This window comes from Flavobacterium sp. CBA20B-1 (assembly GCF_028473145.1).
Lineage (GTDB): Bacteria > Bacteroidota > Bacteroidia > Flavobacteriales > Flavobacteriaceae > Flavobacterium.
The window spans coordinates 691075-704467 of the sequence record NZ_CP092370.1 but is presented as its reverse complement, the minus strand read 5'-3'; the positions used below and the strand labels follow the sequence as shown (position 1 = coordinate 704467).

The following is a 13393-nucleotide window of genomic DNA, read 5'->3' as shown; positions in this document are numbered from 1 at the left end:
AATCATCTGTTCAAAAAATCAAACCATAAAATCAGCCAGCACCAAAGCAGCCATAGCTTCTACAATCACAACTGCGCGGGGAACAACACACGCATCATGACGGCCTTTTCCTTTAATAATTTCCAATGTTCCGTTTGTGGTTAGCATTTCTTGAGGTTGTAGTAAAGTAGCGACTGGTTTAAAGGCAACATCAAAATAAATATCCATTCCGTTGCTTATTCCACCTTGAATTCCGCCTGAAAAATTGGTCTTTGTAGATCCGTCTTCATTAAAATAGTCGTTATGTTGCGATCCAAACATTTTAGTTCCTTCAAAACCACTGCCAAAACTAAATCCTTTGCACGCATTGATAGACAGCATTGCCTTTGCCAAATTAGCTTCTAATCGATCAAAAACCGGTTCGCCCAAACCAATGGGTACATTTTTTATTACACAAGTTACAATACCACCTACTGTGTCACCTTTCTTTTTGGTGTCAAGGATTAGTTGTTCCATTTGTTGCGCAATTACTGGATCAGGACAACGAACATCGTTGGTTTTGGTTAAAGATAAATTAAGTTCGGTGTATTTTTTGTTTACCGAAATAGTTCCCACAGAAGAAACGTAAGCGGTAATTTCTATTGGTTTGATGATTTGTTTTGCGATTGCACCACCAACCACCCGAGCAGCAGTTTCGCGAGCAGAACTTCTTCCTCCTCCCCTATAATCACGGTGTTTGTATTTTTGTTGATACACATAATCGGCATGACTGGGGCGAAATGCATCTTTTAGTAAATCGTAATCACCAGACTTAGAATTGATATTGTTTATTTGAAAAGCAATAGGCGTTCCCAATGTTTTTCCTTCAAAAACTCCAGAAAGAAAAACCACTTCGTCTGCTTCTTTTCTTTGCGTCACCAATTTAGATTGTCCGGGTTTTCTGCGATTTAATTCTGCCTGAATAAACGCCTTGTCTAAAACAATGTTTGATGGGCATCCATCAATAATTCCTCCAATAGCATCGCCATGGGATTCGCCAAAAGTGGTTAATCTAAATTTTTTACCAAAAGAATTTCCTGCCATTGTATTAATTTTATGTAAAAATACTAAAAGCTGCCTAAATTCGTTAGACAGCTTTTAAAATTTAAGTAAACAACAAACAAATTTTTGTTTTAATAATAAAAACAAATTTTATTCAATAAATATAGTTTTATTACAAAAGGACTACAAGTTAAATTTAATTTTTAACATTATTTATTAAATTTTAACAATTATGCAATAATTAAAAACTCAATTGCCAATTAATAGGCTGCTTTTCTTGTTGTAATAAAAAATTATTGGCTTGCGAAAAATGTTTGTTGCCAAACCATTTACCTTGATTGGCACTCATTGGAGACGGATGCCCGCTTGTTAAAACCAAATGTTTCGAACGGTCTATATTTTTACCTTTTTTTTGTGCATGATTTCCCCACAACATAAAAACCAAACCACTTTTTTCGTTCGATAAAAAACTAATCACATTTTGTGTAAATTGTTCCCAGCCCAATTTTTGATGGCTTGCAGGTTGACCTGCCTTCACAGTTAAAACATCATTCAACAACAAAACGCCTTGTTTGGCCCAGTCGGTTAAATCGCCATGACCCGGATTAGAGAAATTAACATCGGTTTGTAATTCACCGTAAATATTGCGTAACGATGGCGGCAAAGCAATTCCTTTATTAACAGAAAAACTTAATCCATGCGCCTGACCTTGACCGTGATAAGGATCCTGACCCAAAATAACTACCTTAACTTTATCTAACGGACAATATTTAAATGCGTTGAAAATATATTCTTTTGGCGGATAAATTGTATCTTTTTCATAATCAGCATCAACAATTTGTTTTAATTTCGTATAATAATCTTTTGTTGATTCCAAGGCGATAAATTCTTTCCAACTATTCATTTTATTTTTTTTATTCAAATGTAGTACATATTCCTTTAAATGATAAATTGTTTGTAAATTTGAATCTTGAACAGACAGCATGTACCAATGAAATTGATTGCAAAAAAAACATTACAAGATTTAGAATTCAGCACGATATTAGAGCAGATAAGCGCGTTGTGTACTACCGAGATGGGCAAAGAACAGGCATTGCTTATTGAGCCAATTCCCAGCAAAAACGAATTGATGCAACATTTGCAGCAAACATCTGAATATGTTTCATCGTTTAGTAATCAAAATGCCATTCCGTCGCATTATTTTGATTCAATTGGTTTCGAATTAAAAATGTTGCGCATTGAAGACAGTTTTTTAGAAGCATCGAGCTTTAAGAAAATAGCCACATTGGTCCAAACGGCCAACGAATTAATATTTTTTTTAAAGAAATTTCAAGAATATTACGGTGCCTTGTATCAGGCAACAACCATTACCCAGCCCAACAAAATCATTTTGCAAAAAATAGAACAAGTGCTGGATAAATATGGTGAAATTAAAGATACTGCTTCGGTTGATTTAAAAGCAATTCGGCAAAATATTCAAATTCTTCGCGGAAAAATCAATCAAAGCTTTGGTGTTGCTTTGCAACAATACAACAATGCAGGTTATTTAGATGATATTAAAGAATCAATCGTAGAAAACCGACGGGTTTTGGCAGTTATGGCCATGTACCGCAAAAAAGTAAAAGGCACTGCTTTAGGCCAGTCAAAAACAGGGAGTATTGTTTATATGGAACCTGAAAGTACGTTTAAATTCTCGCGCGAATTAAGCAATTTAGAATATGAAGAACGCGAAGAAATCATGCGTATTTTAAAAGTTTTAACCAACGAAGTGCGTCCGTTTCACGATGATTTATTGGTGCTTCAAAATTTACTGTGTCATGTCGATATAGTGGCTGCAAAAGCAAAGCATGCCCAAAAAATCAATGGTATTTTGCCAGCTATCACAACCGAAAAAAAGCTGTTTTTTCGAGAAGCATTCCACCCAATTTTACTGCTAAACAACCAAGCAAAGAAAAAAATAACCTATCCGCAAACCATAACACTGCACAACCAAGAGCGTATTATAGTGATTTCGGGTCCGAATGCCGGCGGTAAATCAATAACCTTAAAAACAATTGGTTTGTTGCAATTAATGTTGCAAAGCGGTATGTTGATCCCCGTACACGAACGCAGCGAAACCTTTTTGTTTGATCGCATTTTAACCGATATTGGCGATAACCAATCCATAGAAAATCATTTAAGCACATACAGTTATCGTTTGAAAAATATGAACTATTTTTTAAAGAAATGCAATGATAAAACTTTGTTCTTAATTGATGAATTTGGTACAGGATCCGATCCGGAATTGGGCGGGGCTTTGGCAGAAGTGTTTTTAGAAGAATTTTATGAGCGTGAAGCTTTTGGTATCATCACCACACATTATACCAACCTTAAAATTCTGGCAAACGAATTGCCCCACGCAACCAATGCAAACATGATGTTTGATGAACATTCGTTAGAACCCATGTACAAGCTAAGTTTAGGGCAAGCAGGAAGTTCTTTCACCTTTGAAGTTGCTCAAAAAAACGGCATACCGTATAGTTTAATTAATCGGGCAAAGAAAAAGGTAGAAACTGATAAAGTTCGGTTTGATAAAACCATTGCAAATTTGCAAAAAGAACGCTCGCGCTTAGAAAAAACTTCCGAAAATTTGCGGGAAGAAGAAAAACGTGCACGCGAAGAAAGCAGTAAACTGTCAAACATTAACACTAAAATTCAAGATAAATTAGAACGCTATCAAGAATTGTATGATTCCAACCAACGTTTGATTTATTTAGGACAACGTTTAGATGATCTTTCCGAAAAATATTTCAATAATAAAGATAAAAAAATGCTTATTGGCGAATTACTAAAAACAGTGGAGATTGAAAATTCAAAGCGAAAAAAAATCACGCTGAAAGAGAAAAAAGTTAAAGGGCAAGAAGAATTGAAAATCAAAGTGGAAGTAGAACAAAAACTAGATAAAATTCGTCAAGAAAAGAAAGAAAAAAAGATTAAAGAACAGCAAGTACAACAAGCCAACAAAACCAATTTTGTATTAAAAGTAGGCGATCGCGTTCGTATGATTGATGGAAAATCGGTAGGAACAATTGATGTTATCGAAAAAAATAAAGCTACGGTAAACTATGGTTTTTTTACATCAAAAGTAGCATTAGAACAATTAGAAATGGTAGAACGAAAAAAGTAAATGTAATGCGTGTAATTGATAAAATACCCGAAGGAAAACAATTGATTTTGTTTGATGGCGTTTGTAATTTTTGTGATGAAACGGTTCAAAAAATCATTAAAGCAGATTCAAAAAATATATTTGTTTTTGCTTCGCTCCAATCCGATTTTGGCAAAGAAGTGGTGCATTATATCGGCATAAAACCCGAAACCGATTCTATTGTTTTGTATCAGCCCGGCATTGCATATTACACCGAAAGCAGTGCAGCCATAGAGATAGCTAAACAATTGAGCGGTTGGTATCCGTTGTTGCAAATTGGAAAAATTGTTCCTGCTTTTTTACGAAACAAAATCTATCAATACATCGCAAAAAACAGGTACAAATGGTATGGAAAAAAGGAAGCTTGCAGCATACCACCACCGGAAACCCGAGCAAAATTTTTATCATAATATAAAACAAATAATTTCTTCAAACGTACAGCAATCTGTATATTTGTGCTTTTAAACAACAAACCAATGCAAATATCATATAACTGGTTAAAACAATTCATTAAATTAGAAATTACTCCTGAAGAAACAGCCGAAATACTTACCAATTTAGGTCTAGAAGTAGAAGGTATTAATGCATACGAAAGCTTAAAAGGCGGTTTGAAAGGCGTAGTGGTTGGGCATGTACTTACATGTGAACAACATGCCAATGCAGATAAACTTCGTATTGCCAAAGTAGATTTGGGCAATGGTGAACCACCTGTTCAAATAGTTTGCGGGGCACCTAACGTAGCAGCCGGTCAAAAAGTACCAGTTGCCACTATTGGTACGGTATTATATGATAAAGAAGGAAACGAATTTGTAATTAAAAAAGGTAAAATTCGCGGCGAAGAAAGTTTTGGAATGATTTGTGCCGAAGACGAATTGGGTATAGGCGAAAGTCATGAAGGTATTATGGTTTTAGACGAAAAACTGAAACCGGGTACGCCAGCAGCTGATATATTTGAAATTTATACCGATACTGTTTTTGAAATTGGTTTAACGCCAAACCGTGCAGATGCAATGAGCCATTTAGGTGTGGCTCGAGATTTGCGTGCCGGTTTAATTCAAAACAAACCCAATAACAGCTATTCCGAATTAATCACTCCTAGTGTTAGTAAATTCAACGTGGATAAACGTACGCTTCGATACGACATTGTAATTGAAGACAGCAAATTGGCACCTCGTTATGCGGGCGTTACCATTTCGGGTATCGAAGTGAAGCCATCGCCAGCTTGGTTGCAAAATACCCTGAAAGCTATTGGCATTACTCCGAAAAACAATATTGTTGATGCTACAAATTATGTTTTGCACGAATTGGGGCAACCTTTACACGCATTTGATGCCGCACGTATTAAAGGAAACAAAATCATTGTAAAAAATGCCGAAGCAGGCACAAAATTCATCACATTAGACGGAGTTGAACGCATTTTGCATGAAGACGATATCGTTATTTGTGATGAAAACCAACCGTTGTGTTTAGCTGGTGTGTTGGGTGGATTACATTCGGGTGTAAGCGAACATACAAGTGCTATTTTCTTAGAAAGTGCCTATTTTAATCCAGTGAGTATTCGCAAAACTGCCAAACGTCATGGAATTTCAACAGATGCTTCTTTCCGATTTGAACGCGGCATTGATCCAAACATTACTAATTACGCATTAAAACACGCAGCTATTTTAATTGCAGATATTGCAAACGGAGAAATAACTTCGGATATAACCGATATTTACGCAAAAAAAATAGAGGATTTTTCGGTTTTCTTGAATTATAGTAATGTTAACAAAATTTTAGGTGAAAATATTCCAAACGAAACCATCAAGAAAATATTGGTTTCTTTAGACATAAAAATTACCAATATTACCGATAAAGGCTTAGGATTATCAATTCCGGCTTATCGTGTAGATGTGCAACGTGAGATTGATGTGGTCGAAGAAATTCTGCGTGTATATGGCTTCAATAATATCAAAATTGGTTCAAAAATCAATGCAACTATTGCTTATGGCAGCAAAACCGATGACCATAAAGTGCAAAATATTGTGGCAAACCAATTAGTGAGCCAAGGTTTCTATGAAGCCATGTCTAACTCATTAACCAGCACAGCTTATTCTGAATTTATATCAGAGCAAAACCGAAACCAACAAGTAGCAATTGTGAATCCATTGAGCCAAGACTTATCAGTGATGCGACAATCGTTATTATTTGGTGGATTAGAAGCGATAGCCTATAACATCAACCGAAAAAATAGTGATTTAAAACTTTTTGAATTCGGTAAAACCTATGCAAAACCACTTTCAGGTTACGAAGAATACAAACATTTAGCGCTTTTTGTAACGGGAAACACCAGTGCAGCCAATTGGAATGTTGCCACTACAAGTACTGATTTCTTTTTGTTTAAAGGATATGTAGATGCCATTTTACTGCGTTTAGGATTGAAAAATGTAGCTACCAAACCCAATGAAAGCGAGCAGTTTTCTGAAAGCATTTCCTATTATTTGGGCGACCGTTTAGTGGTTTCATTTGGATCGGTTAAGAAAAGTATTTTAAAGCATTTTGATATCAAACAAGAAGTTTTTTATGCCGATTTTAATTGGAGTACGATTTTGAATGTGGTTTCAAGCAAAATTAAGTTTACAGAACTATCAAAATATCCGATTGTAAAACGTGATTTGGCATTGTTGATTAAAAACGAAGTTTCGTTTGCAGATATTTACAAAACGGTAAAATTAGCCGATAAGAATTTAATTTTAGACATCTCTTTATTTGATGTGTATCAAGGCGATAAATTACCCGAAGGAACAAAATCATACGCAATCAGCATGAAATTGCAGGATAAAGATAAAACCCTAACCGACGCCGAGATAGACAAAGTGATGCAGAAAGTACAAAAACAACTGCAAAGCGAAGTAGGTGCAGAATTAAGATAAAAAAAAGGAGCTTTAAATTAAGCTCCTTTTTTTTACATCTTTTTAAAAATTAAATCTGATTTAAAATCTAAATCAATATCTTTTATCACCACACCGCCTTGCGAGTCAAAACGGGTAAAATTATAATCTTTAATTTCTTCTGTGGCTTTTAATTCATCTACATAATTCTTTCCTTCGGCATTTGTTTTTACAGTAATCGCCACTTTTTCTTTGGTGTAAATCCAATTTTTTTCAAACATAAATTTACCGTTTTTCGATTGGCTGTGATCAATTACATAAGGTTTTATCAAAGTAAATTCTAAACGTTTTAAGTTAAAATTAGTATCATATTGAAAAAAGCCTTCGTAAAACTGTTCCGAATAAAATTCAATAATATAATCTCCAGATTTTGTTCTAGATCTTGAAAACGAATAATCTTTGAAATTATTAAAAAAGTCTAATTCAGGTATGTTCACGTATTTTCTGATTACTACTTCCGTTAACCAATACATGGGCGAATCGTTACCACTGTATCGGTCAAAAAAAACGGTATCCATAGAAACAACATTCTTTGGATGGTTTAGAACGCTTTTATTAATTTTTTTGTTTTTTAAATTGATAGAAACATCATACATTAAAGCAGATTTAAGCAATTCTGTACTATCATTCATCGCTGCTTGGTGCGACACAAAGTACTGGTAATTATCATACGAATAATTATTATACATTTGGTTGCGTACTTTTTTAATAATATCAATAATACCTGCCCGAGATAACTTGTCGATAACCATTTCTTCTAAATCGGTATCTTCAATCTGTGCCTGTGCGTTCCATGTATTAAAACACAGAAAAGCAAAAAGTATAATGATGTTTTTTTTCATTTGTATAGTATTAAGGTGCAAAATTAATGCATTATTATAGAATAACAATGTTCGCTTTAATATTATACAACTAATGTACCATTTTTATTGTGCTGGTTTTAAATTGAACGGATATCTGTTTACAAGGTTTGAATTATAGTACGATCCTTTTGATGATGATGTGGATAATTCTTCCCAGATTTTAAATGGTACATGTGCGTGAATATATTCTTCAGACCGAGTAGTATATACAATTAAATAACCATCTTCTTCGTTGCAACTGTAATATTCAATTCTTTTAATCCAAGAACTTTCAGGGGTTAGTTGCATTCTTTTTATGGGATAATTGGCTTTTGTGATTTCTTTTCGGGCTTCAACAAAGGTGCTGTAGCTACCTTTTAGTTCATCACACTCTTTTTTATTGTTGCACGCTAAGAAAGATGCCGCTACAAATGCTAAAAGTAAAATCTTTTTCATACTATTTAGTTTTTAAGATGTATTATAAAATTAGCATTTTTTATTGAAGTTTTAAAATTTTTAACAATTATACTTCATAAATACCATCTTCTTTAATGATGATTTTCTTTTCTTTGTAAAGCACACCAATAGTTTGCTTGAAAGTTTTTTTGCTCATCTCCAACACACTTTTAATTTCATCGGGATGACTTTTATCGTTCAAACCTAAAAATCCGCCGCTTTTTTCTAATTCATTTAAAATTTTGGATGCAGCATCTGATACTTTTTCAAAACCAATTTTGGTTCTTGAAACATCGATTTTTCCATCGGGGCGAATGTTTTTAATGTAACCAATAATACGATCTCCGGTTCTAAAATCTTCAAAAACTTCGCTTTGATACATCAATCCCTTGTGTTTTTCGTTGATGATTATATTGATGCCGGCATCGGTTATGTGTGATACAATCAAGTCAACCTCCTCGCCCACTTTCACTGTAATGGGATCGTTGCTTAAAAATTGATTAAGTTTAGACGAACCTACCAATCGATTGGTTTTTTCATCTAAATACATATATATCATATAATAGTTGCCTTCGGTCATGGGGCGTGCTTGCTCTCTAAAAGGCACAAACAAATCTTTTTCTAATCCCCAATCCATAAAAGCACCGTATTGATTGATGTAATTTACCTTTAAAAGCGCAAATTCATTTAAAAAAATATATGGTTCAATGGTTGTGGCTACAGGGCGTTCTTCTTGGTCTAAATAGATAAAAACTTCTATTTCGTCGCCAATTTCAAAATGCTCTGGTAAATATTTTTTGGGTAATAAAACATCTTGTGAACCATCGGTTAAATACAATCCAATGTTTGTGCGGCGAGCAATTTCTAATTTATTAAAGGTACCTATAGCTATCATAAAATTTTATTTTTACAAAAGTACAAACAATATTCGTAATACTTTTTAAGAATACTTTTACAATTGGTTTAATTTATTTTTTGTATCTTAGAAATAAAAAAGAAACTATGAAGAAAATGTATCACTACGCAACTGTTGAAAAAGCGTTAACCGAATTGAAAGAAAAAGGATTTACTACAGATTTTAATGTGGAAGAAAGCAAAATCCTTGCGAAACCCAATGATTTTGAGATTGTTGAAATTTACCGATACGAAGGTATGAGCAATCCCGATGATGAATCTACGGTGTATGGTATTAAAAACACCAGAACTAATGAACGAGGTGTGTTTGTTGCTGGAAATTTATCTTTTGCAGAAAATGAAGTGGCAAAAATTTTATTAAAAATTGAAATCGATGACAGAAAAAATGAAGACTAAAAAGTCTTCATTTTTTTATGGTTTTATTTCCAAATCGAATGTTTTTATGAGGACATCCAACGCCGGATTCAGTTCTTTTAGATAATCTAATTTGTCATTTATGGTGTATGCTTTTTTAATTTCAGCTTTTTCATTCACTTTCACCTCTATTTTTAAATGATAATTATTCAATTTTTTATGAATGAAAGATACTAAATCATACAAGTTTTCTTCAAAAGACAGTTTGCTTCCTTCGTTTGGAAATTCAACAGTCAACAAACAATCGTCTAAGGAAAGCTGTGCCATATTCATAGTGCTCGACATCAACATTCTACCGGTTGCGTAATATTGTTTAGAGCAATAATCCCAATATTCCTTTAGTTGTTCAAAAGTAAACGAATCTTTTGGTAAATCTTCTTGATTGATCGCAACCGGATTAATCGAGGCTTCCAATTCTCTTTTCTTGCGAATACTTTTTAATGATAAAGCCGAAACTTGATACTCGTTTGTTTCTTTAGAAATAATTACTTTTTGAGTTTCTAATTCTTCTTTTGGCGATGTATTATTATCTGTTTTTTCCGGCTCTTTTTTAGGTTCGGTACCACGCACAACTTTCGCATCTTCCACAACAATTGTATGGTTTTTTGATGCGTTTTTAAAGAAAGAAGCTGGAATTAGGTGTGAACTAAATTTTTTTTTTCAGGATGTGTTAAAGTAGCCAATTGCATTAAACAAAGCTCTACCAGCAAACGTTGATTTGCCGAAGCTTTGTATTTTAAATCGCAACTATTGGCAATGTTTATCGCTTCGATTAAGGTTTCTTGATTGAATTTTTCTGCTTGTTGATAAAATAATTTTTTATTTTCATCGCTCACATCAAGTAAATTTAATGTGTGTGGATTTTTACAAACCAACAAGTTTCTAAAATGAGTTGCCAAGCCCGATACAAAATGATTGCCATCAAAACCTTTTGCCAAAACCGAATCAAAAGTAAGTAACAAATTTGGAATATCGCTTGCCAGAATAAAGTCGGTAACGCGCAAATAATAGTCGTAATCTAAAACATTTAAGTTTTCTGCAACTGCTTGGCGAGTTAAATTGGTTCCGCAAAACGATACCACTCTGTCAAAAATTGAAAGTGCATCACGCATGGCTCCATCTGCTTTTTGGGCAATAATTTGCAAAGCATCTTCTTCAAAGGAGATGTTTTGGCTGGTCGCTACTCCCTTCAAGTATTCCTTTGCATCATTAACTGTAATTCTTTTAAAATCAAATATTTGACAACGAGATAAAATAGTAGGAATAATCTTGTGCTTTTCGGTAGTTGCCAAAATAAAAATGGCGTGTTTTGGTGGTTCTTCCAACGTTTTTAAAAATGCATTAAAAGCCGCTGGAGAAAGCATGTGCACCTCATCTATGATATAAACTTTGTAAATACCGGTTTGCGGAGGAATACGCACTTGATCAATCAGATTACGAATATCCTCTACCGAGTTGTTAGAAGCCGCATCTAATTCAAACACATTAAAAGCAAAATCTTCGTTAGGATCATCATAACCAATTTGATTGATTTTTCGTGCTAAAATACGTGCACAAGTAGTTTTTCCCACTCCGCGCGGACCGGTAAAAAGCAGTGCTTGTGCCAAATGATTGTTTTCAATGGCATTCACCAATGTACTTGTGATGGTTTGTTGCCCCACAACGTCTTTAAAGGTTTGCGGGCGGTATTTTCTTGCCGATACAATAAATTGTTCCATGAATTAAATGCTTACTGCAAATATATCAAAAATGTTTGATTAATCTTCTTTTGGATAATATCCAGAATCGCCCAACTTTTTTTTCCAGTTGGCTTTCACTTGTTCCATTTTTAAATCGCGTGCCGCTTTTTGGTAGTCAATTTTTCCTTCCGCAGCCAATTCTTTAATAATGGTTTCGATATAAAAATCTTCTAAAACTTCAGCCGGATCATATTTTGTTTTTAGCTGAATATCAAAAAGTTTTGCCGTTTGATTGCTCCAAAAAGCACTCCATCCACTTTTTAAATCTTTCACCAATTCAAAAGTAGTTTTGTTTGTTTGGCGATTGATCAGTTTTACTAAAATTTGGCCATCTTTGCGTGACAATTTTTTTAATCGGTCTTCAAATTGCTCTTTTAAATACTTCTCAGATCGTTTTAAATATTTTCTTTTTTGTGAATTACTCTCCATTTTCGCCATATTCTCGTTCATTACGGTTAAGTTTTCACTTGTTAAAACCGCATACGGATACACGCGCAAAATGCGACGTCTTAAAATACTTTGAATTTTGATGCGCTCTAATTCTTCTTTCGAAAAATTGATGTGCATTTCAGGTAAAAGAAATTCTTTTTCAATCTCGCCATCCTCCAAAACATTGGTTCTTAGAGAGTCGGCATACTTTTCCCAATCATGAACTTGTGCAGTCATTTGCAAGGCAAAAAAGGAAAAAAACAACATTAAAATTTTTCTCATGTTAATTCGTGTAATTAAAGGTAAATATAGAACAAAATTATTACTATTTTCGTTTAAAATTATATAAAAATAATGGAAACAAAAACCGTACTAAAAACCGAATCTTTAGCATTTTTAGAAAAATATTTAAACAACGCCTCGCCAACCGGCGTTGAAAAAGAAGGACAAAAATTGTGGATGGATTACATAAAACCTTATGTAGATACCATTTTTACAGATACTTATGGAACATGTGTGGGTGTAATAAACCCCGATGCCGATTTTAAAGTGGTGATTGAAGGGCATGCTGATGAAATATCGTGGTATGTGAACTATATTACCGACGACGGAATGATTTATGTGATTAGAAACGGTGGCAGCGACCATGTAATTGCTCCTTCAAAACGTGTGCATATCCATACAAATAAAGGAATTGTGAAAGGTGTTTTTGGTTGGCCTGCTATTCACACACGTTTGCGAACTGGAAAAGAAGAACCAACGCCTAAAATTGAAACCATCTTTATTGATTGCGGATGCGAATCAAAAGCCGAAGTGGAAGCTTTGGGTATTCATGTAGGTTGTATTGTGACTTATCCGGATACTTTTGAGATATTAAACGGCAACAAGTTTGTTTGTAGAGCGTTAGACAACCGAATGGGTGGTTTTATGATTGCCGAAGTGGCTCGATTATTAAAAGAAAACAATAAAAAGTTACCTTTTGGTTTATATATCACCAATGCGGTGCAGGAAGAAGTGGGCTTGCGAGGCGCTGAAATGATAACGCAAACCATTAAACCAAATATTGCAATCGTTACCGATGTTTGTCATGACAGCACTACCCCAATGATTGATAAAAAAGTAGAGGGCGATACCAAAATTGGCGCTGGTCCTGTGATAACTTATGCACCCGCGGTTCAGAATAATTTGCGCGATTTAATTATTGACACAGCAGAAAAGAATAAAATACCGTTTCAGCGTGCAGCTTCGTCACGCGTTACCGGAACCGACACCGATGCGTTTGCATACAGCAATGGCGGTGTGGCCTCGGCTTTAATTTCATTACCGTTAAGGTATATGCATACAACTGTTGAAATGGTACACAGAAACGATGTAGAAAATGTTATTCAACTCATTTATGAAACGCTTTTGAATATTGAAAATAAGTACGATTTTAATTATTTTAAATAGTTTTTAATGAAATAA

13 protein-coding genes are annotated in these 13393 nt (G+C 34.3%); 5 read left to right on the top strand and 8 right to left on the bottom strand.

All coding sequences use genetic code 11. The features are described from left to right. Positions 1-18 precede the first annotated feature (18 nt). Both aroC and ung read right to left on the bottom strand, forming a co-directional pair. Complete coding sequence (gene aroC / locus MG290_RS03580) at positions 19-1062, bottom strand: chorismate synthase (protein ID WP_264562540.1); 1044 nt, start codon at positions 1060-1062, stop codon at positions 19-21. A 199-nt stretch (positions 1063-1261) separates the two neighbouring features. Beyond that, the gene (gene ung, locus MG290_RS03575) at positions 1262-1924 is read right to left on the bottom strand and encodes a uracil-DNA glycosylase (RefSeq protein WP_264562539.1); all 663 of its coding nucleotides are present in this window, start codon (positions 1922-1924) and stop codon (positions 1262-1264) included. Positions 1925-2011: 87 nt separating this feature from the next. On the opposite strand from ung, the gene MG290_RS03570 reads away from it, so the two are divergent. The 3 genes from MG290_RS03570 to pheT all read left to right on the top strand — a co-directional run bounded on the left by MG290_RS03570 (position 2012) and on the right by pheT (position 7116). Then, the gene (locus MG290_RS03570) at positions 2012-4186 is read left to right on the top strand and encodes an endonuclease MutS2 (protein ID WP_264562538.1); all 2175 of its coding nucleotides are present in this window, start codon (positions 2012-2014) and stop codon (positions 4184-4186) included. Positions 4187-4191: 5 nt separating this feature from the next. Next, complete coding sequence (locus MG290_RS03565; protein ID WP_264562537.1) at positions 4192-4614, top strand: thiol-disulfide oxidoreductase DCC family protein; 423 nt, start codon at positions 4192-4194, stop codon at positions 4612-4614. Between the two features lie 66 nt (positions 4615-4680). After that, positions 4681-7116 carry a phenylalanine--tRNA ligase subunit beta gene (gene pheT, locus MG290_RS03560; RefSeq protein ID WP_264562536.1) on the top strand — a complete coding sequence of 812 codons (2436 nt, stop codon included), beginning with the start codon at positions 4681-4683 and terminating at the stop codon, positions 7114-7116. Positions 7117-7148: 32 nt separating this feature from the next. Here pheT and MG290_RS03555 read toward each other — a convergent pair whose 3' ends face one another. The 3 genes from MG290_RS03555 to MG290_RS03545 all read right to left on the bottom strand — a co-directional run bounded on the left by MG290_RS03555 (position 7149) and on the right by MG290_RS03545 (position 9327). After that, positions 7149-7976, bottom strand: coding sequence for a hypothetical protein (locus MG290_RS03555; RefSeq protein ID WP_264562535.1), 828 nt, complete (start codon positions 7974-7976; stop codon positions 7149-7151). 84 nt (positions 7977-8060) lie between these two features. Then, complete coding sequence (locus MG290_RS03550; protein ID WP_264562534.1) at positions 8061-8432, bottom strand: KTSC domain-containing protein; 372 nt, start codon at positions 8430-8432, stop codon at positions 8061-8063. A 67-nt stretch (positions 8433-8499) separates the two neighbouring features. Next, positions 8500-9327 (bottom strand): CvfB family protein, encoded by an 828-nt coding sequence (locus MG290_RS03545; protein ID WP_264562533.1) that lies wholly within the window; start codon positions 9325-9327, stop codon positions 8500-8502. Positions 9328-9434: 107 nt separating this feature from the next. Between MG290_RS03545 and MG290_RS03540 the strand changes: the two genes are divergently transcribed. Next, complete coding sequence (locus tag MG290_RS03540) at positions 9435-9743, top strand: hypothetical protein (RefSeq protein WP_264562532.1); 309 nt, start codon at positions 9435-9437, stop codon at positions 9741-9743. Positions 9744-9758: 15 nt separating this feature from the next. On the opposite strand, the gene MG290_RS03535 is transcribed toward MG290_RS03540, so the two are convergent. Genes MG290_RS03535 through MG290_RS03525 form a run of 3 tightly spaced genes read right to left on the bottom strand, consistent with a single transcriptional unit; the run spans position 9759 to position 12211 of the window. Next, positions 9759-10349, bottom strand: a complete 591-nt coding sequence (locus MG290_RS03535; protein WP_264562531.1) for a hypothetical protein — start codon at positions 10347-10349, stop codon at positions 9759-9761. A 47-nt stretch (positions 10350-10396) separates the two neighbouring features. Beyond that, a complete protein-coding gene (gene dnaX / locus MG290_RS03530) occupies positions 10397-11479 on the bottom strand; it encodes a DNA polymerase III subunit gamma/tau (protein WP_264562530.1) in 1083 nt (360 codons plus the stop codon). 39 nt (positions 11480-11518) lie between these two features. Further along, complete coding sequence (locus tag MG290_RS03525) at positions 11519-12211, bottom strand: DUF4294 domain-containing protein (protein WP_264562529.1); 693 nt, start codon at positions 12209-12211, stop codon at positions 11519-11521. A 72-nt stretch (positions 12212-12283) separates the two neighbouring features. On the opposite strand from MG290_RS03525, the gene MG290_RS03520 reads away from it, so the two are divergent. Next, the gene (locus MG290_RS03520; protein ID WP_264562528.1) at positions 12284-13378 is read left to right on the top strand and encodes a M42 family metallopeptidase; all 1095 of its coding nucleotides are present in this window, start codon (positions 12284-12286) and stop codon (positions 13376-13378) included. Positions 13379-13393 lie beyond the last annotated feature (15 nt).

Coding starts and splice junctions, on each gene's coding strand:
- MG290_RS03570 (WP_264562538.1), top strand. CDS start 2,012: ATGAAATTGATTGCAAAAAAAACATTACAAGATTTAGAATTCAGCACG.
- MG290_RS03525 (WP_264562529.1), bottom strand. CDS start 12,211: ATGAGAAAAATTTTAATGTTGTTTTTTTCCTTTTTTGCCTTGCAAATG.
- MG290_RS03540 (WP_264562532.1), top strand. CDS start 9,435: ATGAAGAAAATGTATCACTACGCAACTGTTGAAAAAGCGTTAACCGAA.
- MG290_RS03520 (WP_264562528.1), top strand. CDS start 12,284: ATGGAAACAAAAACCGTACTAAAAACCGAATCTTTAGCATTTTTAGAA.
- dnaX (WP_264562530.1), bottom strand. CDS start 11,479: ATGGAACAATTTATTGTATCGGCAAGAAAATACCGCCCGCAAACCTTT.
- aroC (WP_264562540.1), bottom strand. CDS start 1,062: ATGGCAGGAAATTCTTTTGGTAAAAAATTTAGATTAACCACTTTTGGC.
- MG290_RS03555 (WP_264562535.1), bottom strand. CDS start 7,976: ATGAAAAAAAACATCATTATACTTTTTGCTTTTCTGTGTTTTAATACA.
- MG290_RS03565 (WP_264562537.1), top strand. CDS start 4,192: ATGCGTGTAATTGATAAAATACCCGAAGGAAAACAATTGATTTTGTTT.
- ung (WP_264562539.1), bottom strand. CDS start 1,924: ATGAATAGTTGGAAAGAATTTATCGCCTTGGAATCAACAAAAGATTAT.
- MG290_RS03550 (WP_264562534.1), bottom strand. CDS start 8,432: ATGAAAAAGATTTTACTTTTAGCATTTGTAGCGGCATCTTTCTTAGCG.
- pheT (WP_264562536.1), top strand. CDS start 4,681: ATGCAAATATCATATAACTGGTTAAAACAATTCATTAAATTAGAAATT.
- MG290_RS03545 (WP_264562533.1), bottom strand. CDS start 9,327: ATGATAGCTATAGGTACCTTTAATAAATTAGAAATTGCTCGCCGCACA.